Origin of the sequence: Rothia similimucilaginosa (assembly GCF_029850875.1) — a bacterium.
Taxonomy (GTDB): domain Bacteria; phylum Actinomycetota; class Actinomycetes; order Actinomycetales; family Micrococcaceae; genus Rothia.
The window spans coordinates 283,430-307,212 of the sequence record NZ_JAOVAM010000001.1; the positions used below are offsets into that span (position 1 = coordinate 283,430).

The following is a 23,783-nucleotide window of genomic DNA, read 5'->3' on the forward strand; positions in this document are numbered from 1 at the left end:
CGGGAACGCAGTGCGTATCCCCGCCGTCTTTGTATACCACTGACATCTATTTTCAAGGGCCACACCATTGTTGAAAGCACCCGCCGAGAAGGTCGGCACGAACTCTGACATTCGTCACGCTAATGCAGCTCTGCTGTCCATTACTCATGAGCTGCCTCCGGAGGTCGTCACAAGCGACTACTTCGATGAGCAGCTGGCCCAAACCTATCAGCGTCTGCGCATGCCGAAGGGCCTGCTGGAGCGTCTTGCAGGTATTAGCACTCGCCGCGGCTGGACCGAGGGCCAGACCTTCGAGGACGGCGTGGTTGCCGCAGCCGAGAAGGCTATTGCGGAGGCGGGTATTGACCGTTCCCAGATTGGCCTGCTGATTAACGCTTCGGTGACTCGCGATAACTTTGAGCCCGCCGTTTCGGTGGGTGTGCATGACCGCTTGGAGCTGCCGCGTCACGCCCTGAACTTCGATATTACGAACGCCTGCCTGGGCTTTGTGAACGCGATGACTGTTGCCTCCACCATGATTGATGCGGGTGCTATCGACTACGCCCTGATTGTCGCTGGCGAGGATCCCTCCCCGTGGCACCGTACCGCGGTGCGCATTCTGAACAACCCTGATTCGACCCGCGAGGATGTGCTGGCACAGTTCGCGACCCTGACCCTCGGTTCGGGCGCGGCGGCGGCTGTGATCGGTCGCGCTGACCGCCACCCGGAGGGTCACCGCATTGTCGGTTCGGTATCCCGTGCGGGCACTGAGCACCGTAACCTGTGCATCGGTGGCGAAGCGGATCAGGGCATGAACACTGATGCTGAGGGCCTGCTCAAGCACGGTCTGGAGCTGGTGGCGCAGGCCTGGGAGCAAGCGCATCAGGACGGCTGGGAGTGGAACGACATGACCTCCTACGTGACCCACCAGATTTCTAACGCCCACACGAACGCGATTATTGAGGCGGTCGGTATTGAGCGTGAGCGCATCCCCATGACCTTCCCGAAGTGGGGCAATGTGGCTGCGGCAGCTCTGCCGATGACTCTTGCGGAGTGCGCCCCGACCTACAAGGGGGGCGACCGTATTTTGTGCATGGGTGTGGGTTCTGGTCTGAACACTGCCCTACTTGAAATTCAGTGGTAGCCCGTTAGTCGGCAACCTTTAGCCGGCAGCCCCTTAACCTTTGTGCGGTAGACATTTACCGATTCGATCCGGAAGGATTCCCCCAGCATGCGCCATTTGAACTTCCCTAAGGCTCAGCCTCCCTACAACCCGGAGGAATGGGCGGGCGTGAACCCGCGCTACTCCCACCTTCTGGAGGTGCCCACCACCGCTCCCATTGAGCAGCGGGCGCAGCAGGCTGGTGCGCGCCGCTGGCACTACCTAGATAACCTTCCGGTGCTGGTCGAGCAGGGTTTGGAGCCGATTGGCACAATCCTCTGTGTGCACGGGAACCCGACCTGGTCGTACCTGTGGCGTACCGTGCTGGATGCGGGTGTGAATGAGCGCGCTCCGTGGCGTGTGGTTGCGGTTGATCAGATTGATATGGGTTATTCGGAGCGAACCCACCTGGATTTGGAGGGTGAGCGCCGTACCCTGACCGACCGTATCACTGATCTGGGTGACTTTACGAAGGCGCTGGGTCTGGATGAGACCAACAAGCCGGTCGTGACCCTCGCCCATGATTGGGGTGGGCTGGTGTCCTTTGGTTGGGCGCTGGAGCATCGTGAGATTCTTTCGGGCGTGATGCTGACGAACACCGCGGTCTACCATGACGGCATTGAGAATATCCCTGCCGCCCTACGTCTGGCGTTGGGTGTGCACGAGTGGGGTACTCACGATTCGACCGCGTTTATTGATGTGACCTTGGGCTTGGCTCAGAATGAGGGCCGCCTGCCTGTGCCGGGTTCTGCCGGTGCCGGGGCGCTTGATGGTGCTCTACCGCAGCCGGTAGGTAAGCAGCCTAAGCGCCTATACCCGAGCCCTCTGAACGAGGCGATATACCGTACATACCGTGCGCCGTACGCTCATTCGGCGTGGCGTGAGGGTGTGCGTAATTTTGTGGGTGATATTCCGACCGGTACTGATATCCCCTCCTATGCTCCGATGCAGCATATTGCCGAGCAGATCCGTGAGCTGGATGTGCCCGCGTTCTTCCAGTGGGGTACGAAGGACCCGGTGTTCCAGCGCCGCTACCTGTTCGATCTGATGGAGCGCATGCCGCAGGCGAAGGTGCACCGTTACGAGAAGGCGTCGCACCTGGTCATTGAGGATTACGATATTGCCACCCCCATGATTTCGTGGCTTGCGCAAACCTTTGGCACGCTGGAGGATGGCGTGTTGGTTCCGGCGCGTAATGCGGAGGCGGAGCATCGTGCCGCACGCGCACGCCGCCACGGCCTTACGACCGGCGAGGGCGCTGCCGCTGAGGAATCTGAGGGTACTGTTCCCGCGGCGTTCCGCCCCATGCTCGCCGCTCTCACCGAACGCGCCGACGATGCCTCCATCGCCGTGGTGGATATGGACCCCAAGGGTGACGGCACCTCCGTGTCTGTGACCCTGACCTGGACTGAACTGAACCAGCAGGTCAACGCCACCGCTACCCGCCTGCACGCCCTGGGTGTGCGTCCGGGCGACCGCGTGAACCTGATGGTGCCTCCGGGTGCCCGTCTGACCACTCTGATTTACGCTTGCATGAAGCTGGGCGCTGTCATTGTGGTGGCTGATACCGGTCTGGGTCTGCCGGGTCTGACTCGCGCGTTGAAGGGTGCTAACCCGGGCTTCCTGGTGGGTATTCCCGCTGCGCTCAGTGCTGCACGTACGCTGCTGTGGCCGGGTGTGCGTATTTCTGTGGATCCGCTGGGTCCGGTGCAGGAGAAGCTACTAGGCGTTGCCGGTTCGGTATTTACCGCGCCCGCCGCTGACGGTACTCCGGGTGCGCCAGTGCCCACCCCGACCGTGGTGGAGTTCCCCTCCCCCGTGCCGGATGCTGATGCAGCGGTGCTGTACACCTCCGGTTCGACCGGCCCGGCTAAGGGCGTGGTGTACACGCAGCGTCAGCTGGCGGGTATGCGTGATGCCATTGCGAATACGTACGGTTTTGCGCCCGGTAGCGGTCTGGTGGCTGGCTTCGCGCCTTTTGCTCTGTTGGGCCCGGCGCTGGGTGCTACCAGCGTGACTCCTACGATGGATGTGACCCGCCCGAAGACTCTGACGGCTTCTGCACTGGCGTCGGCTGCGGCGGCTATTGATGCGACGGTCGTGTTCGCTTCCCCTGCCGCTCTGGTGAATGTTGTGGCAACCGCCGATGAGCTGAACGGGGAGCAGCGTGCGGCATTGGCTAAGGTTCAGACCGTGCTGAGTGCTGGCGCACCAATTCCCGTGCCGCTGCTGGAGGCGCTCTTCGCCCTGGTGCCGAACGCTTCCCTGCACACCCCGTACGGCATGACCGAGGGCCTGCCGGTGACCGATGTGTCTTTCGAGATGATTCGCCAGGCGATTGCTGAGGGCACCCCGAATGCTGCCGGTGAGGTGCTTGACCCGTTCGCCCGTGACGGCGTATGCGTTGGGTTTGCGGTGTACGGTGCGGCGGTCGCTATTGCGCCGCTGCTGCAGGACGGTTCGGTGGCGGATGAGCTGACCCATGAGCCGGGTGTGACCGGTGAGATTCTGGTGTCGGCACCGCATGTGAAGGACCGCTACGACACCCTGTGGGTGACTGAGGAGCAGTCCATTAGCACTCCGGGTTGGCATCATACCGGTGACGTTGGACACCTGGACGCTTCGGGTCGCCTGTGGGTTGAAGGCCGTCTCGCGCACGTACTGCTGACTTCGCAGGGTGTACTGACCCCGGTTGCGGCTGAGCAGTCCGCCGAGTCCCTGCCGGAGGTGCGCCGCGCCGCCCTGGTTGCTGTGGGCCCTGCCGGTACTGCCGCCCCGGTGCTGGTCATTGAGGCTTCGGCGAATACTGCCGCTTTGGAGGCACGCCAGTCGGCATCGGGTCTCAAGCGTGCCCTGCTCAATCGCGTGCCTGGCACCAACTGCTTCCCCGTTGTAGAGGGTGTGGCTCCCTTCGAGCTGTCGCAGCTGGTGCGTCAGAAGGTTGCCGAGGATACCGGTGTGGAGCTTGCCGCGGTGCTGGTGGTGCACGAGCATCCGACCGATATTCGCCATAATTCAAAGATTAACCGCCCCGCCCTGGGTGAGTGGGCGTCGAAGGTTCTTGCGGGGGCGTAAGCGCCTGCCGGATCCCTAAGTCTAAGGAGTATGATGTCCCCTCATTCTTCGCGTGAGTCCTCTTCCCATGAGTCTGTACCCCGCTTATCTGAACCGCGCCTGTCGACCTCGCATGCGGTGACTTCCCCGACGGCTCGGTTCCGTAAGCCGGCGCAGCCGCTGGCGGCACGGTACACTGATCCCGCCCCGCGTTCGCTACGCCCAATTGAGGAGCCTGATTTTGCGCCGCGTATTGGCGAGCGCATCCTCTTTACCGGTGCGAGCGGCCTGCTAGGTCGTGAGAGTGTGTTGGCGTTGTTGCGTGCCGGCTATGATGTGCGCGTTTTTCAGCGTGGTGATTCGGGTATTGCGGCTCTGTTGCCCGATTCGGTGCGCCCGCGTTTTGAGCAGGTGCGCGGCGATATTACGAACGCGCAGGCTGTGGATCTGGCGATGACCGGTATGAACGGCGTGGTGCATGCTGCGGCGAAGGTTTCGGTCAGCGGCGAGTGGTCTGATTATGAGCGCATCAACATTGAGGGAACCCGCACCCTGTTGCAGGCGGCACTGAACCATTCGGTGGGTTCGTTCCTGTATATTTCCTCGCCGTCGGTGGCTCATGCCGGTGCGGCAATCGTGGGTGATGGTGCCGGCGTAGCGTCCCCGGAGCATGCGCGCGGTAACTATGCGCGTTCAAAGGCTGCCGCTGAGCTGCTGGCGTTGGAGGCGAACGGCACTGCCCTGCCCGACGGCGGGGTGTTGCGCGTGGGTGCGTTGCGTCCTCACCTGATGTGGGGTCCGGGCGACACCCAGCTGGTGGAGCGTATTCTGGAGCGTTCCGCCGCGGGCCGCCTGCCGTTGCTCTCTGGCGGTACGGGGCTGATTGATACGCTCTACATTGATAACGCCGCGGATGCGCTGGTGCATGGCTATCAGCGCATCGACGCTTTTGCGGGTCGGGCGCTGGTGGTGACGAACGGTCAGCCGCGCACTATCGCTGAGCTACTGGGTGGTTTCTGTGAGGCGGTCGGTGTTCCCGCTCCGCGTTTCTCGGTTCCAGCGAAGGTTGCGGCTCTGGCGGGTAAGGTTATTGAGCGTGTGTGGGAGCGTCTGCCGAAGAACGTGACCGCCGGTGATGAGCCGCCGATGACGGAGTTCCTTGCGGAGCAGCTGTCGACCGCGCACTGGTTTGATCAGCGCCGCACCCGCGAGCTTCTGCATTGGGAGCCCGCCGTGTCGATTGAGGAAGGCTATGAGCGTCTGGGCTTATTCTACGGCAACAAGTACAGCCGCTAAGTGCTTCTTTTCGGGGTGGCTTTCGGGTTGGCTCCCCCACTCTCGGTTTAAATGAATGAAGTTTAAACGAATGACGGCGTAGCTACATCCCCCATATGGGAGAAACGTAGCTACGCCGTCATATGCATAACTAGCGTGAGTTTGTGCCTACCGTAAGCCTTATCGAGAGCCCTCAACTTGTCGAGAGCGCGGTGCCCGCTGGCAGTGCGGGCAACGGTAGGACGAACGGTTCTGGAACGGTTCGCGCACTATCAGGGATGTGCGGCCCGCCTCCGCGCAACGGTGGCAAGGCTCCCCGGCACGGCCGTAGGCGTTCAGCGAGCGCGCAAAGTAGCCAGACTCCCCCAGCACATTCACGTACAGGGCGTCGAAGCTTGTGCCGCCAGCCGCCAAGGACTCGCGCAGCACCTGGGTGACAGCCTCCAGCAGTTCGCGGGTTTGAACGGCGCTGAGGGTGCGTGCGGGCTTCGCATAGTGCAACCGCGCACGCCACAGCGCCTCATCGGCGTAGATATTGCCTACGCCAGAGATGACCGACTGGTCCAGCAGCACCTTCTTAATCCCGCTGGAGGTACGCAGGAACTTGCGACGCACCGCCGCGGGGTCGAAGAATTCGTCCAGCGGGTCGCGGGCAATGTGTTTGACTGCTTCCGGCACCAGAAAACGCTCAGATACTTCACCCGCCGCAGCTTCATTCACTGCTACCACCGCGGGTACGTCCGGTACCATCGGGCTGAGGAACATACCACCGAAGATGCGCTGATCCACGAAAAGCAAGCACTGCCCGGTACATGCCCGGTTGGTGCTCACCGCATCGCCGGTGGCTTCCGCCGGTCCTAGCTCTAGCGCCACGCGCAGGTGCCGCGGCTGCTCATCAAAGGCCGCACGCGCCTGCAAATCATTACCCGAGTCACTGCCCAAATCTCTGCCCGGTTCATCGCGCACAAGCAGCTGACCGCTCATGCCCAGATGCACCACGAGTGCCTCGTCGGCAAGTGTGCCGTCCGCCTCGCTCAGGGTCAGCCACAGGTACTTGCCGCGGCGGTAGGCACCGCGCAGAACCCTGCCGGTCAGTGCCGCCTCAAAGTGGGCGGGACCGGTCAGGTGTCTGCGCAGCGAACGGGCATCGACCACGCGCACCGCCCGCACGGGGCGACCCAAGGAATGATTGGCGATGCCCGCGCGAACGGTTTCTACCTCGGGTAGTTCGGGCATGATTTACTCCCCTCAACAGGATTGCAGGATCAAGAGCCCCGCAGAGTTAGCAGACCTGCAGGATGATTGAACGAGCCTAAACCAGAACGCGGTACGCCTGCTCAGCGGCAAGGCGCTCTGCTTCCTTCTTGCTCGGACCCACACCGGTACCGGTCTGCTGGTTCGCCACAATAGCGACCGCAGTGTACACGCGCGCGTGGTCGGGGCCCTCACCGGTGACCTCATAGCGCACGTCTCCCCAACCGCGGGCGGTGGCGAGGTTCAGCAGCTCGGTCTTCCAGTCTCGTCCAGAGTTCAGGACCTTCTCATCATCGAGCAGCGGGGCGATCAGGCGTAGCACCAGGTCACGAGCCGCCTCGCGACCGCACTCCAGGTAGGTCAGGCCGAAAATCGCTTCCATGGTGTCGGCAAGGATCGAGTCCTTATCGGCGCCGCCGGTGTGAATCTCGCCCTTACCGAGCAGGATGTACCGACCCAGATCCAGGTCGCGTGCCACCTTCGCCAACGCCACAGTAGACACCACCACGTGGTGCAGCTTCACGAGCTCTCCCTCGGGCAGGTCGGGGTAGCGTCGGTACACTTCTTCAGCAATTGCCAGGGAAAGCACCGAATCGCCCAGGAACTCCAGGCGCTCATTATGCTCCACTCCGGGGTTCTCGAAGGCGTAGGAGCGGTGGGTTAGGGATAGCAAAAACGTCTCGGCGTCGATATCGACCCCGAGACGTTTACGCAACTCCCTAGTATCAACACTAGGAAATTCAGTCATAAGGATTCACCGCTTCTTAGGCGTCTGCAACCTTACGGCCCTTGTACTCCAGGAACAGGGCGTTGCCTGCAGCGTCGGTTACAACCTTTGCCTGGTGGGGCAGGCTGTAGGTCACGCGACCATTTTCAACGGTCTTAACCAGCTGGGGCACGGATGCCTTCCACTGGGAACGGCGTGCGCGGGTGTTAGCGCGGGACATCTTGCGCTTGGGAACAGCCACAGCTATCTCACAATCTCTAGTAACAACAATTTAGTTTTCGGTATCTGCGCCGAGCAGGCCCTGTAGAGCCGACCAGCGCGGATCCAACACCTCGTGATGATGCCCGGGGTCATCCTCCAGGCGCGCACCGCAATCGGCGCACAGACCCTGGCAGGTATCCCTACAAACAGGCTGGAACGGCAGTTGAAGGATTACTGCGTCCCGCAGAGCCGGTTCAAGGTCGATGGAATCATCCTCAACGGCGTACTGCTCATCTACTTCGTCTTCGGGGCCGCCAGCCGGGGCCTTCTCAAAGACGAAAAGCTCTTGAATATTAGCCGACATCTCATAATCAATCGGATCCAAGCAAAGGCTACACTCGCCGTGTACATCCACAACAACGGAGCCGGTTACTAGGATACCATCAACAACAGACTCCATACGAATATCGAGGTCAATATCCGAACCCTCTTCCACGCCGATGAGCGTGTTACCCAGGTCTGCCGGTGCGGGCAGAACCTCAGCGAGAGTTTCCATGGTGCCGGGGCGGTGAATCAGGTTAGTGACTGATACAACCAGCGGCGATGCGTCTGCACGTGAAATGGCGTTTCTCCTTACGAAATGTATAAACCAAAGTCCCATTTTAGGGGTCATTCGCACCGTTAATCAAGATTAAGCGCCTTTTAAATCTCTTTAAGTGGCGCTCACCTCTTAAATATCCCCTTAAGGAGGCACCGCGCGGCATTTAATCGGTCGGTCGGGGCATTCCAGAGGTAATTAAGCGCCCGGTCGGCGGTACAGTTTGCTGTGCCGTGTGCGTATCTGGCGTATCGGAGACGGGTGCGCATCCGGGTTGCCCGGGTTGATTAGGCGTTTTTCAACGCGCGGGCGACCGCCTCCGGCACGAAGGCAGTCACATCACCACCCAACGACGCCACCTCACGAATAATCGTGGACGACACCGCACCGTAGCGGTCCTCACCGGCCAAGAACACCGTCTCAACCTGCGCCAAGTGGCGGTTCATACTCGCCATCGGAGCCTCATAGCTGTAATCCGTCGCCGAACGCAGACCCTTCACCAGAACCTTCGCACCACGCTCCGCCGCGTACTCGGCAAGCAGCACGCCCGGCGGAATCGGCTCCACGCCCACACCCTCAATGCCGAGCTCCCGCAAAGACTCACGCACCAGCTGCACGCGCTTCTCCAGGGAGAAACGGTACTTCTTGGAGCTATTGTGCGCCACGCCCACGATCACCTCGTCAAAGAGCTGAGCGGCGCGGGCAATGATTTCCAGGTGGCCGTGGTGCACGGGGTCAAAAGATCCGGGGCAGAGGACAATCATGGCGGTCCCTTCACGAATAAATATCAGACGTTGGAATGACTAGATGCGGGCGAATTTAGGATGCGGGATAGCGTCATGCGGGCGAGCGCAGGCTGAGGCGGAAAGATTGATCGGTGAGATGAGACAGAAATCTTAGGCAGCGATCTCTTCAGCGTCCTCACCAGATTCGTTGCCGAACTCGTCGCCCGCTTGCTCCTCCACCTCGTCAGGCTCCACATAGTAGAGAACTGTCTCACCGTGCTGACGGGTCGAAAAACAGTACAGGCCCTCGCCCCACACCGGCTCCGGATCGCGCGAAGAACGCTCCACCACGACCACGGCACCCTCGGCAAGCTTAGAGGTGAGTTCCTCCAGCAGCTCGCTGACCTGCTCATTTGGCACGGCGTAGGGCGGGTCAACAAACACCAGATCCCACGGACCGGAGACGGACTTCACGTAGGTCAGCGCCTGAGACTGCTGCACGTGTGCCACAGAACCGGTAGCGCCAGAAGGACCAGAGCCGGTGCACCCCATTGCCTTCTCCACCGCGGCAATGTTCTTGCGAATCACCGCAACAGCCTTCGGGTACGTATCCAGCAGAGTCACGGAGGCTGCACCGCGCGAGAGCGCCTCGCAGCCAAGCGCACCCGAACCGCCAAAGGCGTCCAGCACACGGGCGCCACGAATAATGTCGTAGCTCTCTAGTTTGGAGAAGAGGGATTCCTTCACCCGATCGGTGGTGGGGCGAGTATTATCCCCCGGAACCGAGGTAAGGCGAACACCTCCGGCGGCACCGGAAATAATACGGCTCATAGGGATTCTCCTCTTCACTAGTGCGGTGTGTTAACGTCACGATTTCGGTGGGTTATGGTCAAAGCAAGTTGGTGGGCGGGGCTGGCAGAGCGTTCTGCCCCGTTGAGCGCTTATCCCCTGCCGAGGAACGCCTCACGGTCAGCGTCCAGGGCACGGTCAATCGTACGCGCCAAAGACGGATGCTTAGCCAGCGTCGGATCCTTCTCCACCACCGAGCGGGCATCCTCGCGGGCACGCTCAATAATGTCAGCATCGGCAAGTGCCCGCAAGAAGCGCAGAGTGCTCTTTGAGCCCGATTGTGCAGCACCCAGAATATCACCCTCGCGGCGCTGCGCCAGGTCGATGCGAGAGAGCTCAAAGCCGTCCGTGGTGGAGGCAACCGCATCCAGGCGCTCGCGGGACACGCCACCTGCCTCCTGGCGGGTAACCAGCAGGCAGGTGCCCGCGTAGCCGCCGCGGCCCACACGACCGCGCAACTGGTGTAGGCCCGAGATGCCAAAGCGGTCGGCGTCCATGATAATCATGAGCGTGGCGTTCGGAACGTTCACGCCCACCTCAATGACGGTGGTGCTGATGAGCAGGTCAATTTCACCGCGTTCGAAAGCGGTCATGACGGCCGTCTTCTCCGCCGGGTCCATGCGTCCATGCAGGGTGCCGATACGCACACCGATGAGGGCGTCCTCAGCGCTCAGGTACGAGTACATTGAGGCGACCGAGGTCAGCTGAACCTTGCCGTCGCTGCTGGCATTACCACCCTGACCGAAATAGCCCTGGGCTGAGTTGCCCGTGCCTGTTCCCGCACCATTCAGGCTGGATGCGCCAAAGAACGCGGCACCTTCCTCCAGGCTGTCGCCGTCCTCCCCAATTTTGGGTACGACAACATACACCTGGTAGCCCGCGTCGATTTCTTCGCGGGCACGCCTCCACAGCCGGGATGCCCAGGCAGGCTTCTCGGCGAGGGGCACCACGTGGGTTGAGATTTTCTGGCGACCGGCGGGCAGGGTGTCGAGCACGGACACATCCAGATCACCGAACACGGTCATGGCGACGGTACGCGGAATGGGCGTTGCGGTCATGACTAGGCGGTGCGGCAGAGCGCCGTCAGTGCCGCGCAGACCGTCGCGTTGCTCCACACCAAAGCGGTGCTGCTCGTCCACGACGACCAGACCCAAATCGTGGAAGCGCACCTCATCGGAAAGCAGGGCGTGGGTGCCAATCACAATCTGGGCGGCGCCGGCGGCGAGCTCCTGCAGTACCTTGCGCTTAGCGCGGGTACCCATGGAGGCGGTCAGCAGGCGCACACGCACACGGCGGGGTTTCTCCCCGCTCCTCCAGGGAGTTTCATCGGCAGAACCGGCGGCTGAATCGTCAGTATCAGAGTCTTCGGACGCCGCCATATCCCCCAGGATGTCTAGTACCGAACGCAAATGCTGCTCAGCGAGCACCTCGGTCGGGGCGAGCATCGCGGACTGGCCGCCCGCATCAGCAACCTGCAGCATGGCACGCAGAGCCACCACGGTCTTACCGGAACCCACATCACCCTGTAGCAGGCGGTTCATGGGCGATTCGCTCGACAGATCGGCGGCAATCTCAGCGCCTACCTTCTGCTGCCCCTCAGTCAGCTCGTAGGGCAGAACCTGAAGCAGCTGATCGGCGAGTCCACCCTCCACGGTGGGGCGCGGCTGAGTCAGGTGCGCGGCACGCACCGAATGCAGGCGGGCAAGCGCACTCTGCAGCACGAATGCCTCGCGGTAACGCATCTGCGCCTGCGCGGCACGCCAGGTGTCCTCCGAGTCGGGGGTATGCAGGGCACGATACGTCCACTCCAGCGAGTGCACCTTGCGGGCGCGACGAATCGTGTAGGGTACCGGGTCTTCGAGTTCTTTGAGCGGCACCTTTTCGAGCAGCTGCGCCATGTAGCCGCTGATGCGGTCGGTGGGTAGCTTCACTGGGGCGCGGTAGACGGGCACGGGGGCGGTGGCGGCGTCGGTGACGTCCGCGCCGGAGGCGTCCTTCGATAGCAGGGCGTAGTGCGGGTTGGTGAGGGTGTATTCGCCGCGGTAGATGCCGACCCTGCCGGAGAACATCATGGTTTCGCCCTCACGGATTTCACGGGCGGCAGTCCAGGCGTTGAAGAAGGAGAGCTTGATCTGCGAGCCGATGAGCGCGCCGGGGTTCGTCATGCTAGGTGCAGGCACGCCAAAGAGGCCTCCCTGTGCAAAACTATCCTGTGCAAAACTATCTTGTGCAAAACTATCCTGTGCGAAGCTATCCTGACCGTAGCTGTCTGCGTAACCGCTGTAGGAGGCGGGTTGCACTCCCCTGCCCTGTATCGGGTTCTGGGCGCTGGGAATCTGGGCGGCTGGGTTCTGCGTGGAGTTAGCGAGCGCGTTGATACGCGGGTTGTGCATCCCGGTTGCTTGCCAGTTCTGCGCGGGCGCACCGGATACTCTGGATACGCCGGATGCACCGGGGCGGTTAGCGCGCCCGGGCACCACGGATACAGGACCGCCAGCCCCAAAATTAGCGGCACCAAAACCTGCGGGTGCATCCTGCCCGGTGGCGTCGGAAAGCCGGTCAGTGATGGTCACTTCCGTGATTTTGCCGCGGCGCGCCGCCATATTTCGGGTGCTCACGTGCACCACGCGGGCGATGATGGTGACGTCTTGGCCCTCAACGAGTTTTGCGAAGGAGCTGAGCTCACCGCGCGGCAGGTACTTGCGAGGGAAGTAATCGAGCATCTCCCCGACGGTGTGCAGGTCCAGGTGCGTGGAGATTGTCTTGGCGCTGGGCGCGGGTAGGTACTTTTTGAGCGGCGCATTTTCGATGCGGTCTTCGGAGGCGTAGCGCGCCAGGGCACGGCTCTTAGCCTCCGCGGTAGCTGATGCGGGCTTCTCAGCCACAACCTTCTCAGTAGTTGCCTTCTTCGTCGAAGCTTTCTGGGCGGGGGGTTTCTGTGCAGGCGTTACCTTCTTGGATGCGGTTTTCGGCGCTGCGGTTTTCGGCTTTGCCGGGATTTTCGATGCCGAGGCTTTAGAAGCGGGAGCTTTCTCCGCGGGCGCAGTCTTCTTCGCTACAGCCTTTTTAGGTGCAGGCTTTTTGGTCGCGGACTTTTCAACTTCTACCTCGGGCGCGCTCTTCTTCGGCGCAGGCTTCTGCTCGGCCTCTTCGCTCGCTTTCGTTATCTTCTGCGGGCGCGCCGAAGTAGCCCGGGCGGCAGTTTCGCTCTGCTGCGGGTTGGGGTCGTTCTGAGCTAGTTCCTTCTGTGCAAGTTCCTTCTGAACTGCTTTCTTCTGAGCTGGCTTCTTCTGAGCTGGCTTCTTCTGAGCTGGCTTCTTCCGGGCGGGCGCTTTCCGGGCAGGTTCCTTCGGTTGCTGTTCATCCGGCTGAGTTGCCTGCCGCGCCGCCAACGCAATATCGACCAGCTCGTAGATAGCGTCGTCGGTCATGGTGTGCGCTGCGGGGCCCAGCGAATGCTTGAGCGTCTTGAGCGCCTTACGGTAGGGGGCACTGGCGCGCTGCGCGGCGCGTTTGCTCAGCTCAGCGCGGCTCACCTCGCCTCGGGCGTAGGCGGCAAGATCACGCACGGTCAGCTCGGCGGTGGTGCGGAGCTGCTCATCGCTCAGTAGCGGCGCGTCTTTTTTCCCATGATGAGCTCGGGTCGCAGAATCGGCACGGGTATACTCGACACCCGCTGAATCTACGGGCTCACCCTGCGCTACTTCAACCTTCGCAGGTTTAGTATTTATCGGCTTAGTTTTTTCGGGCGCAGGCTCAGGAAGCCCCAAGTCCAGGGCTTCCTGCTGCGTGTTCACGGAACGTCGGGCGGGGCTCATACGCCGCCCTCCGCACCGCACGCGTGGTCGGTGTGGTGACCATCCGCGAGGGAAGAAATACGCTCATCCGACCACTGACCGTAGCCCATAATCAGCTCGCGGGCGGGGTCGATGTCGGGCACATGCACGTGCAGTGTCCAGAGCCCAGCCGCCATGTCCAGGGGGGTAATAAGCAGGCTGTCACCCATGGCTTCAAGTTCAGGGCGCAGCTGCGCCAGGGCCAGAGGTTCGCAGCTCAGTGTACCCATGAGCTCCCAGCCGCTCTGCCCCACCTGTTCTGTGTGCTCAGCAGATTCAGAGCCCGTTCGCACCGCATCTACTGCAGAAGGCGCACGGAGCATGGACTCCACCTGCGCCTCGTTCAGGGTTGCTGCCTCCCAGCGCGGGTTGGAGTGCACCACGGCAAGGTAGAACCCGAGCGCACCGGCATCCACGAAACCGGCAAGCTCTGGCGAGGGCGGAAACTGCGCGGTACGTTCCAGGGTGGCACACATCAGCGCACGTCGACGCTCTTTCAGCGCCTCGTCAGCGGCTTCTGCGTCCTGTAATGCATCGTAGTGTGCGTCCAGGCGGGCGAGCTCCACCATAACCGACAGCATTGTGGAGGGCACCATCTGCTCCCCCACGCTGGCGCGAATCCGCTCCGCCGCGAACGCCATCGCGCGTGCTTCCGCGTGGGCGTACTCCAACTTCACCTCACGGTGCTTCGGCAAGCAGCCGCTAGCAATAACGCGCTCGTAGTCTGCCTCCAGGGCTCGCACGAGCGGCAACTCATCGGCTGCGTCACCGAGCTCCCGAGCAAGGTTTCCAGGCAGGAACCAGTAGCTGCGCACTGCCTCCAGCGCCCAGGCACAGAGCAGAGTACCCGAGTTGCCGCGCGCCACGCGGGATGCGCGCATAATCGCGTGCTCGTAGATACCGCCCAGCTGAATCCACAGGTCGGCGAGGGTTTCGGCTTCGGAGGCACCCGCCGACTCGGGCACGCACGCACCCTCCCCGCCAGGAATTTCGTTAGCTGGCAGAACCTCACCGGACAGAACCTCACTAGGAAGAATTTCACTGGGCAGAACCTGCTCCATACCCCGCTCAAACTCTTCAGTCAGGGTCAGCAGGGTGTGGGCGATATTGGAGCCGGTGTCCTTATCGGGCACGGGGAACCCATTGAGTTCATTGAGCGCCTCACGGTAGCGTTCGATGGTGGTGCGGGCGGCGGTGGACCACGCTATACCGAAGCGGTAGGCGCGCACGCAGGCGCGGCGGTAGATCTCGCGCTCTTCGGTGCGCTGGTTCTGTTCTGCGTTCACGCTACCCTCCCTATCAGTTTCACCTGGTTCTCGGCTGATTTCTCAACTAGTTCTCGGCTAGTTCCTGACTGATTTCTCAGCGTCCGCGGCACGGGCGGTATCCAGCCTATTTCGTACTTCTATTCTAGTAAATTTTCGGTTAAATGTACGGTATTGTCCGCCATTTGTCCCGCGGAATGAAAGCACAGAGGGAACGCACAAACCGCACGCACCTCACGGCCCTCAACCAAGCTCCTACGCGGAAGCTCCGTAGTGCTCCCAACCCATGCCGTCCAGGGAGCGGCCGTCCATCACGACCGCCGCGCCGGTTACCGTATCGTGGCGGCGCTCGGCACCGTAGAGCTCAGCACTCAGACCGCGCTCCGGCACGTCCGCAACGCAGGTTCCCAGGGGCACGAACTCTTCGGGTACTTCGCTGGGGAAGGTCGCCAGCAGACCGTGGTCTTCTCCACCGACCAGCACGAAGGCGCGCGCCAAGGATGCAGGGCTCTCCCCCGCCTCATTGCGCTCACCAATCGCCAGTAGCAGGCGTGCCAACGGTAGTAGCGGCTCGGCGAACGCATCCACGGCGGCGCGGTCAAGGCGCATCTGCACCCCGGAGGCGGCGGCAACTCGTCCAGCGTCCTTGACGAGGCCATCGGAGAGGTCCAGCATGGAGCTTGCCTTGTGCTGGCGTGCCACCTCTCCTGCGGGGATGGGGCTGACGGGGTGGTGCTGCGAGTCGACGGCGCGCTCGCAGACCGCGAGCATCTGCGCGGCGTCTTCAGGGGTGAGAGTGCGGGCAAGCTCGATGAGTCCTTCGGGAAGAGCAGCAAGTGCAGCCGAACCTTCAGCCTGCTTCTCAGTGTGCTTTTGAGCCCACGCTTGAGCCACCGCACTCAGTGCCACCTCAGCATCCTGACCTGCAACAATGGCACATAGCAGTGCCGTAGCGGGTAGGGAAAGGGGGTTGAGCAGCAGACGCAGACCGGCATCGGACCAGGCGGTACGTCCCGCCAGGGCGATAGTGTCACCGGGTCGCGCACCGGAGCGCAGCACGGCATGATCCGTGTAGCCGAGGGCGGTAACAGTCACCGACATTTCGGTGGAGTCGCCAATATCGCCGCCGCCAATCACGCATTCGGTGGCTCCACAGGCATTGATTCCATCCACAATGCCGTGGGCGAAGCCGTCAATCCAGCCGTAAGGAGTGCTACCGGGCAGACTCAAGGAGATGAAGAGGCTTGCCGGGCGTGCACCCATGGCGGCAACGTCGGCAAGGTTCTGGGTCGCGGCTTTGCACCCCACATCGTAACCGCTGCTGCGGGCGGGTTCCAGAATGAACTCGCCACCCTCACCCGTCCGCGCGATGCCGCCGGGCCAAAGGTTCATGAAGTCCTGGTCCTCAACGAGAGTGTCGGTGGTGACCACTGTACGCTGACCGGGTGCGGGCGCGGCGAGGACGGCACAGTCGTCGCCGGGACCCACATCGAGGGGTTCAATGTGCCCAGCCTGGCGTGCCGTAGCGGCGACCTGCTCGTTGTGGGCGTTGATAATCGGCATGAAAGCGCGCAGAACGCGGGACTCCCCCAGCTTTGAGAGAGGTGTCTCTCGCATGGGGTTGTCCCGCGTATCGCTAAAAGTCTGAGGATTCACATCCTCTATTATCGCGTATTCTTACGCGTTATGTTCGCCTTATGCTCCGCGGCTGAAGTAGCGGATTGCCAGAGCAATCAGCACCAGACCGATGAGTGAGAAGAGAATCAGCGGTGCAATGCCGGAAAGTCCGGAATCGTCAGCGTCCGCATTCTTCACGGCCTGCTCCTGGGCGGCGTTCGCGCCGTCAGCCTTTGCCACGCTCTTTGCGGAGTGGCTGACGATAGCCGAGGTGGAGGAGCTGGACGACTTCGAAGCTGATGCCGAGCTTGAGAAGTTCGAGGGGCTTGCCTCCTGGGAGTGGTCTTCGTCGGTCGTATTGCGCGAGAGGTATCCAGCAACCCAGTCTGCCGCCCCCGGGATGGAGTCATTCGAGCCATTATTGGCTGCGATTCGTCCGAGGGTGGTGCCGCCAGAACGCAACGGATCATCCTCGTCGTCATCAAGCCCGTCATTCGGTGCCTTGGTACTCGATGAAGAGCTTGAAGATCCCGAAGAGGAGATGGAGGATTCAGAGGAACCGCCCGGTCGCGGAAGCTCAATCGAAATAATGACATCTTCCCCAGAGATTTCCTGACGGTTGCCGGGAGTGGTCACCTGGTTGTTCGCCGGAGGAATCGGAGCAACAGGCTCAGTCTCGACCGGAGCAACCGATTTGGAGTCCGAGTCGTTACCTGTGTCCTTTACCGGAGCTACGGGAGCTACCGGAACCACGGGGATTTCTGCTTCCTTAGAGGGTTCCTGAGTTGGCGCGGGCACTACCGGAGCCTGAGTCGGCTCCTCGGAGGGTGCCTCGCTCGGTTCCTGAGTCGGTTCGGGAGTTACATCCTTGGTCGGCTCCGGATTCGGTTCGGGAGTATGCTCCGGTTCCGGAGTCGGCTGCGGTTCCGGAGTAGGCTCTACCTTCGGATCAGAGGTGGGTTCCGGGGTCAGCTCGGGAGTTACGTCCTTAGTGAACTCAGCGGTAGGCTCTGCCGTAGGTTCCGGGGTTACGTCCTTAGCGAGCTCATCGGTAGGCTCTGCAACAGGAGCTACGGTGGGCTCGGCAGTCGGCTGTACGGTCACGTCCGGGGTAGGTGTCGCGTCCAGAGTGGGCGTAGCGATCGCAGAAGGTTTAGCACTAGCAATGGGCTGAGGGTTGGAAGAAGTGCTAGGCTGAGCGGTGGGCTCTGACTGCGCGTTGTCAGTCTTATTGTCCCCCTGCTCGGTGGGCCATGCGCTTATGGTAGTAAGCGCGGGTAATACCGTCTGGGAGGAGGATGCCGCGGTCGCGGCGGAATCCAGGGTTTGTTCTGCGGTGCCAACAGGGTTCGGCGGAAGCTGTGATGCTGCCTCCTGCATATCTTGAGCAAACGAGGCTACGCATGGACTTCCGGAAGCAACCAGTGCTGTCGCCAGACTCGCAGAGACCACCTTACGGCTTCGTTTTCCCAAAGGTTGTCCTTGACTTTCTAATACGTTGTGAGTGAATAGATATCCGGTCATTAGGTAAACCGGAGTTGCCTTCGTCTATTCTACCGAATCAGCTTTTTCTTCATTACTCATTTTAGTGCTTTCCTGGCAAGCTTTGAGCTTTGCCAAGTGCTAGGACTACCTAGCGAATCTTTTCGCCATCTAGAAGCATTATTTCATGCACTTATGAACAGAATTACATTTCACCCTATCAATGCCGCTTTAGAACTTACACTCCCCCATTGGAGTACCCCAAGATAGACATTAGTGATTTGCTCATGAATGAAAAACAAGCGATTCTCATCAGCATATATGCGGAAAATACATACCAATTCACCGTTTTCCCCGGCAACTAACTTATCAGCCGCGCAAGAAACGCCCCGATGCAGAGTCTCAAGAATCCGCACCGAGGCGCCTTCCAGCAGGGACACTCCTCCACCGTTAAATATTCATACGCTGAGCGTCAGCTCAAGAACTTAGCCCACTCAAAGCTTAAGCACTCTCTAAAACTAGCGCAGACCCAAGGGGCGTTCCATCGCCAGGGTCAGCAGCTCGCTAATCAAATTAGTGTAGGAAATACCAGTGTTCTCCCACATGGTCTTGTACATCGAAATCGGGGTGAAGCCGGGCATGGTGTTCACCTCGTTAATGATCAGGCGGCCATCCTCGGTGTAGAAGAAGTCCGCACGCGACAGGCCCTCGCCATCCAGCGCCAAAAACGCCTTCACAGCCAGCTCACGCAGACGATCTTGCACATCCTGCGGCAGGTTCGCCGGGCACACGGTCACAGCAGAAGACTCAGAAACATACTTCGCCTCAAAGTCGTAGAAGCCGTGGTCCTCGTCCACAACCTCAATCTCACCGGGGTAGGATGCGCGAGGCATCTCGCCGTGGTGACCATCAAGCACAGCGCACTCAATTTCACGGCCCGCAATACCGGCCTCAATAATAATCTTCGGATCGTGGCAGCGAGCCTCTTCAATCGCCGGCACAAGCTCCTCCACCGAATCCACCTTGGTAATACCGAAAGAAGAACCAGCACGAGTCGGCTTCACAAACATGGGGAAGCCCAGCTTCAGCACGCGCTCCAGAATCTGCTCGCGGTCCTCGTGCTCCCACTGGCGGTTAGTGACAACCTCGTAGGGTCCGACCTCCAGGCCAGCAGATTCGAAAGCAACCTTCATGAAATGCTTATCCATACCCACAGCGGATGCGGTCACACCGCAACCCACATAGTGCAGGTCAGCCATTTCCAGCAGGCCCTGCACGGTACCGTCCTCACCAAATGGGCCGTGCAGTAGCGGGAAGACAACGTCCACCGGTGCGGTGCGGGTAACGTTACCCTCAGCATCCACCAGGGTCAAACGCGAATCACCGGCACCCATCGGCAGGAACACCTGCTGGGTACCCTCGGGAAACTCTGCGGTACCGCGTGTACCAGCGGTCAGCTCGGCGAGCTGTTGCTCGTCGGTCAGATACCAGCGGCCGTCACGGGTAATGCCGATAGTGATGACCTCATAGGCAGTGCGGTCAATGGCGCTCAGCACACCAGCGGCGGTAATGAGCGAAATGGGATGCTCGGAGGAGCGGCCACCGCACAGCAGGGCGACGGTCTTCTTCTCGGTCATATATTTCTCCTAGTCAATGTTCCCCTACCCTCAGAGCCGGAAGGTGGAACGGCAATGCGTCAATAATCCTAACGCACGAATACCGTCGCGGTCACTGATGCGTTTCTCACGCACAGGTCTTCCGCAACGGTATCCGTCCTCGGATGTCTACGTTCAATCTTCTTCTAGTATGTCCTGGCACACATCACTAATTAGGGGTTACCAGCACACCAGATAGCTTCAAAACCTAGTGGCTCTCATGCTTGAGGCGGCGACCCAACAGCTGAGGCGCCAACTCCTCAATGCCAATACGACCCGAAAGCACAGCCACCACAGCCTCAACAATGGGCATCTCCACACTGTGACGACGAGCCAACTCAGCCACCACCGGCGCCGACTTAATCGACTCAGCGGTCTGGATCATATGCTCATGCAGGCGGTCAGGGGTAATACCCTGGGCCAGCAGGCGCCCCGCCGTGTGGTTACGAGACAGCGGCGAAGAGCAGGTCGCAATCAAGTCGCCCATACCGGCAAGACCGCTCATCGTCGCAGCCTCGCCACCCAAGGCCACCGCCAGGCGGGTAATCTCCGCCAGACCGCGAGTCATAATGGACGCCTTCGAGTTATCACCGTAATTGCGGCCCTCGCAAATACCCACGCAAAGGGCAATCACGTTCTTCACCAGGCCGCCAATTTCGGTACCCACCACATCCGTGTTGGTGTACGGGCGGAAATACGCGCACGCAATTGCGTGAGCAACAGACTCAGCTACCGGCAGGGTACGAGCCGCAACCACGGAGGCGGTAGGCTCCTCCCCCATGATTTCCTTCGCCAGGTTCGGGCCCGAGAGCACGCATACGCGGTGCGGAATATGACCAATCGCGCGCACATCAGCACCACGCAGAGCCATAGATTCTTCCAGCTCCTCAGTAATGACCTGCGACATGCGCAGACCCGTACCGGTTTCCAGGCCCTTCGCCAAAGACACCAACATGGCGTTCGGCTCAATATAGCGGGCGAAGCTCTGCAACTGCGAACGCAGAACCTGCGCAGGCAAAGCAAGAACCACCATATCGGCACCGGTCAGCGCGGCGGGGGCATCCGCAGTGAAGTGCATGTTATCTGGCAGCTTCATTCCCGGAAAATAGCGAGCGTTCTCGCGGGTGCGCTCGCACTCAGCCATCACCTGCTCATCACGACCGATGAGAGTCACGCGAGTGTCATCGCCGCGCTCGCGGGCAGCATCCGCTGCAATCTTAGCGAAAGCGGTGCCCCAGCTACCGGCGCCCAACACCGCAATAGACTGCACGGTTGCCGGAGGGGTAAATTCAGGGCTTGCTGCGGGGGTGCGTCCAAAGAAGGTCACGAAAACACCAGCTTCTCTTCCTTGTGAGGTCCTTAGGTGAGCCACCGAAGGCACCCGGTCGGGCACCTATCGGTGACTCTCATATGTTTCCCAGTGGGAATACTACTTTTCGTCCGGTTCGCCGAGTGGGCCACCGACCGGACCGGAGGGGGTGCCGGAGGCTTCACGACGCTTAGCGCGCGGATTCCAACGACCCTCAGGAGCCTTCTCACCGCGGATCTTCTCCAGCTCGGCGGTAATAGCATCCAGCATGGCGTCCGTGACCACGCCCAGTTCGGTGCGGGTGTGCTTAGCATCGGGGCTGATGTCCTCAACGAGGGAGGCAATATCCAGTGCCTTGCCAACCTTCACTTGGACGGTCTTGCGCGGGAACAGCGAAATCTTACGCTTCTCCTTGATGCGGCCATCCTCGCCGTCCTCATCCACGTAACCAAGAATCTGCTCGTCGCCCCAATGCGCCACCGGGTAGACGGGCGCGCCGGTCGCAAGAGCCAGACGAGCCGCACCGGTACGCGCCTGCATGGGCCACAGCTGCGGATCGTGGGTGGTGGTGCCCTCCGGGAAAATCACAACGGCACCGCCAGCCTCAACAATCTTGCGGGCAGTAATCAGGGACTTACGCGCATCCACCGAACCGCGAACCACGGGAATATGCGCAAGCTTACGCATAATGTAGCCGAGCACGGGAGCGCGGAAGAGTGAATCCTTCGCCAAGAAGCGCGGCAGGGCACCTTCAACGAAAACAGGGAAAGCCACAGTCACCGGGTCAAGCTCGGTGGTGTGGTTAGCCACGATAATGTACCCGCCACTCTTAGGCAGGTTCTCACGACCGGTAATCTCAACATGCGCGATGAGCTTGTACAGCCCACGCGTAGCGTTACCGAGCACCTTGTACAGAGCGTCACCATAGGCGGTGGGCTCAATCTCAGACAGAGCCTGCTTTCCCTGCTGTCCGCTCACTAGTCCTGAACCTCAACTTCCTCGGGCTCAACAACGACTATTGCAGCATCGGGCTTGGGAGCCTTCGACACCTTGCGTGTCAGCACCTCAAAGTTGGCGCCCAGGCCCTTGAGCTTCTCCTCAAAGTTCTCGTAGCCACGAGCAATCAGCTCAACACCGCTCACGTGAGAGGTACCCTTAGCAGCCAGAGCAGCAATGATGTGGGAGAAGCCGCCGCGCAGATCCGGAACCTCTATGTCGGCACCGGTCAGCGGGGTGGGACCAGAAATAATAGCGGAGTGGCCGTACCCCTTACCCTCGAAACGGCAGGGCGTGCCGCCCACGCAGTCACGCATGACGACAATATCTGCGCCCATCTGCTTCAGGGCGTTGGTGAAGCCGAAACGTTCCTCGTACACAGTCTCGTGCACGATAGATGCACCCTTAGCCTGGGTCAGCGCCACAACAAGGGGCTGCTGCCAGTCGGTCATGAAGCCGGGGTGCACATTGGTCTCAAAGACAATGGGCTTCAGCTGAGCACCGGGGGTGCGCTGAGCCGGGTGGGTGAAGCGAATACCCTCGGCGGTCACCTCATACAGGCCGCCCATCTTGCGGAACTGGTTGAGGAACGCGGTCATATCCTTCTGATCTGCGCCGCGCACAAAAATATCGCCGCCGGTAGCCAGTGCAGCAGAAGCCCAGGAAGCGGACTCGTTACGGTCGGGCAGGGACGTGTGATCGTAGCCGGTCAGCTCGTCCACACCCTCAATGACGATGGTGCGGTCCTCATTGATGAAGATAATGGCACCCATCTTCTGCAGAACAGCGATCAGGTCAATAATTTCAGGCTCAATCGCTGCGTTGCGCAGGACGGTTTTACCCTTAGCTCGCACACCGGTGAGCAGAACCTGCTCGGTAGCACCCACGGAGGGATAGTTCAGTACAATCTCTGCACCCTTTAGGCCCTCTTCAGGAACGATCAGAGTGGTACCGGTTTCATCATCCTTTTCAACAACTGCGCCGAACTTGCGCAGAGCCGCCATATGGTAGTCGATGGGGCGGTCGCCAATCTTGCAGCCACCCAGGTTGGGGATGCGTGCGGTACCAAGGGTGTGCAGCAGCGGGCCCACCATCAGAATCGGGATGCGGGAGTTACCGCCGAAGAGCTGAATCTCCTCCGCGTTCTTTGCAGCGGTGGTTGCATCCTGTGCGGGGTTGAGGGTCAGAACACCAGCTTCGCGGTCGTAATCAACCTTTGCGCCGTGCAGCTCCACGAGGGTGGTAACGATTTCGACATCGCTCAGGTCAGGGACGTTACGCAGGGTCGAGAGGGTCGAACCGTGCAGTGCTGCGACCATCGCCTTGGGCACCAGGTTCTTGGCGCCTCGAACGTGGACCTCACCAACGAGCGGAGTGCCACCTTCAATGCGAAGCTTGCTGATGTTCTCAGTCATTAAAAATCCTTTATGGAGTCGGCTGGTTTAGGCCGAACTTTAACAGTGTGCCAATGCGCCGCGTTCTCATACGTGCCCCTGCCGGTAGCAGGGTGAAACGGGCGCACATATTCATCATTATTCTAAGCCCTGTATATAGGTGCTCCAAACGATGAATAATCTTTGGCAGGGCCGACGAGGATTTTGCTCTGCTATGTATGTGAAGAACCGGTCTGAACCTTCAGATTCAGTGCCGAAAAACAAAAAAATACACAAAAAATCACAATAATACAAACATTTTTGGGTTCTTCGCGGAAATTTGACGTTAGTTTCGTCTTTTTAACGTCCGAATTTAAATTTGAGAGCAACCTCACCCCTACAATAGCGTGCACACTTGTGCCCGCT

Annotated in this window: 17 protein-coding genes; 3 read left to right on the plus strand and 14 right to left on the minus strand. The window is 60.6% G+C overall.

The annotated features are described in order from the left end of the window. The first annotated feature begins 67 nt into the window (after window positions 1-67). The 3 genes from QFX05_RS01090 to QFX05_RS01100 all read left to right on the plus strand — a co-directional run bounded on the left by QFX05_RS01090 (window position 68) and on the right by QFX05_RS01100 (window position 5,491). Entirely contained in the window at window positions 68-1,123 is a 1,056-nt protein-coding gene (locus QFX05_RS01090) for a 3-oxoacyl-ACP synthase III (protein WP_279740189.1), read from the plus strand. Window positions 1,124-1,210: 87 nt separating this feature from the next. Further along, window positions 1,211-4,216 carry an alpha/beta fold hydrolase gene (locus tag QFX05_RS01095; protein ID WP_279740190.1) on the plus strand — a complete coding sequence of 1,002 codons (3,006 nt, stop codon included), beginning with the start codon at window positions 1,211-1,213 and terminating at the stop codon, window positions 4,214-4,216. Between the two features lie 33 nt (window positions 4,217-4,249). After that, entirely contained in the window at window positions 4,250-5,491 is a 1,242-nt protein-coding gene (locus tag QFX05_RS01100; RefSeq protein WP_279740365.1) for an NAD-dependent epimerase/dehydratase family protein, read from the plus strand. Window positions 5,492-5,650: 159 nt separating this feature from the next. Here QFX05_RS01100 and mutM read toward each other — a convergent pair whose 3' ends face one another. The 14 genes from mutM to murA all read right to left on the minus strand — a co-directional run bounded on the left by mutM (window position 5,651) and on the right by murA (window position 23,399). Continuing rightward, a complete protein-coding gene (gene mutM / locus QFX05_RS01105) occupies window positions 5,651-6,706 on the minus strand; it encodes a bifunctional DNA-formamidopyrimidine glycosylase/DNA-(apurinic or apyrimidinic site) lyase (RefSeq protein ID WP_279740192.1) in 1,056 nt (351 codons plus the stop codon). Window positions 6,707-6,782: 76 nt separating this feature from the next. Next, complete coding sequence (gene rnc / locus QFX05_RS01110) at window positions 6,783-7,472, minus strand: ribonuclease III (RefSeq protein ID WP_005508108.1); 690 nt, start codon at window positions 7,470-7,472, stop codon at window positions 6,783-6,785. Window positions 7,473-7,488: 16 nt separating this feature from the next. Next, window positions 7,489-7,692, minus strand: coding sequence for a 50S ribosomal protein L32 (gene rpmF / locus QFX05_RS01115; protein WP_005505656.1), 204 nt, complete (start codon window positions 7,690-7,692; stop codon window positions 7,489-7,491). Between the two features lie 30 nt (window positions 7,693-7,722). Then, entirely contained in the window at window positions 7,723-8,331 is a 609-nt protein-coding gene (locus QFX05_RS01120; RefSeq protein ID WP_049337938.1) for a YceD family protein, read from the minus strand. A 206-nt stretch (window positions 8,332-8,537) separates the two neighbouring features. Beyond that, window positions 8,538-9,014, minus strand: coding sequence for a pantetheine-phosphate adenylyltransferase (coaD, locus tag QFX05_RS01125; RefSeq protein ID WP_279740199.1), 477 nt, complete (start codon window positions 9,012-9,014; stop codon window positions 8,538-8,540). Between the two features lie 132 nt (window positions 9,015-9,146). Further along, window positions 9,147-9,806 (minus strand): 16S rRNA (guanine(966)-N(2))-methyltransferase RsmD, encoded by a 660-nt coding sequence (gene rsmD / locus QFX05_RS01130; RefSeq protein WP_279740200.1) that lies wholly within the window; start codon window positions 9,804-9,806, stop codon window positions 9,147-9,149. A gap of 110 nt (window positions 9,807-9,916) precedes the next feature. Further along, on the minus strand, window positions 9,917-13,642 hold the full coding sequence (locus QFX05_RS01135) for a helicase-related protein (RefSeq protein WP_279740201.1): 3,726 nt from the start codon (window positions 13,640-13,642) through the stop codon (window positions 9,917-9,919). Then, on the minus strand, window positions 13,639-14,946 hold the full coding sequence (locus QFX05_RS08340; RefSeq protein WP_279740203.1) for a DAK2 domain-containing protein: 1,308 nt from the start codon (window positions 14,944-14,946) through the stop codon (window positions 13,639-13,641). The genes QFX05_RS01135 and QFX05_RS08340 overlap by 4 nt, the downstream gene beginning before the upstream one ends. 234 nt (window positions 14,947-15,180) lie before the next feature. Then, complete coding sequence (locus tag QFX05_RS01145; protein WP_279740205.1) at window positions 15,181-16,542, minus strand: thiamine-phosphate kinase; 1,362 nt, start codon at window positions 16,540-16,542, stop codon at window positions 15,181-15,183. Window positions 16,543-16,620: 78 nt separating this feature from the next. Further along, window positions 16,621-17,922 (minus strand): hypothetical protein, encoded by a 1,302-nt coding sequence (locus QFX05_RS01150; protein ID WP_279740206.1) that lies wholly within the window; start codon window positions 17,920-17,922, stop codon window positions 16,621-16,623. A 620-nt stretch (window positions 17,923-18,542) separates the two neighbouring features. Then, window positions 18,543-19,661, minus strand: a complete 1,119-nt coding sequence (locus QFX05_RS01155; RefSeq protein WP_279740207.1) for a D-alanine--D-alanine ligase family protein — start codon at window positions 19,659-19,661, stop codon at window positions 18,543-18,545. A 226-nt stretch (window positions 19,662-19,887) separates the two neighbouring features. Continuing rightward, window positions 19,888-21,006, minus strand: a complete 1,119-nt coding sequence (locus tag QFX05_RS01160; RefSeq protein ID WP_279740208.1) for an NAD(P)H-dependent glycerol-3-phosphate dehydrogenase — start codon at window positions 21,004-21,006, stop codon at window positions 19,888-19,890. A gap of 102 nt (window positions 21,007-21,108) precedes the next feature. Next, the gene (locus tag QFX05_RS01165; protein WP_279740209.1) at window positions 21,109-21,966 is read right to left on the minus strand and encodes a lysophospholipid acyltransferase family protein; all 858 of its coding nucleotides are present in this window, start codon (window positions 21,964-21,966) and stop codon (window positions 21,109-21,111) included. Then, on the minus strand, window positions 21,966-23,399 hold the full coding sequence (murA, locus tag QFX05_RS01170) for a UDP-N-acetylglucosamine 1-carboxyvinyltransferase (protein ID WP_279740210.1): 1,434 nt from the start codon (window positions 23,397-23,399) through the stop codon (window positions 21,966-21,968). Before murA ends, QFX05_RS01165 begins: the two co-directional genes overlap by 1 nt. Between the last annotated feature and the right edge of the window lie 384 nt (window positions 23,400-23,783).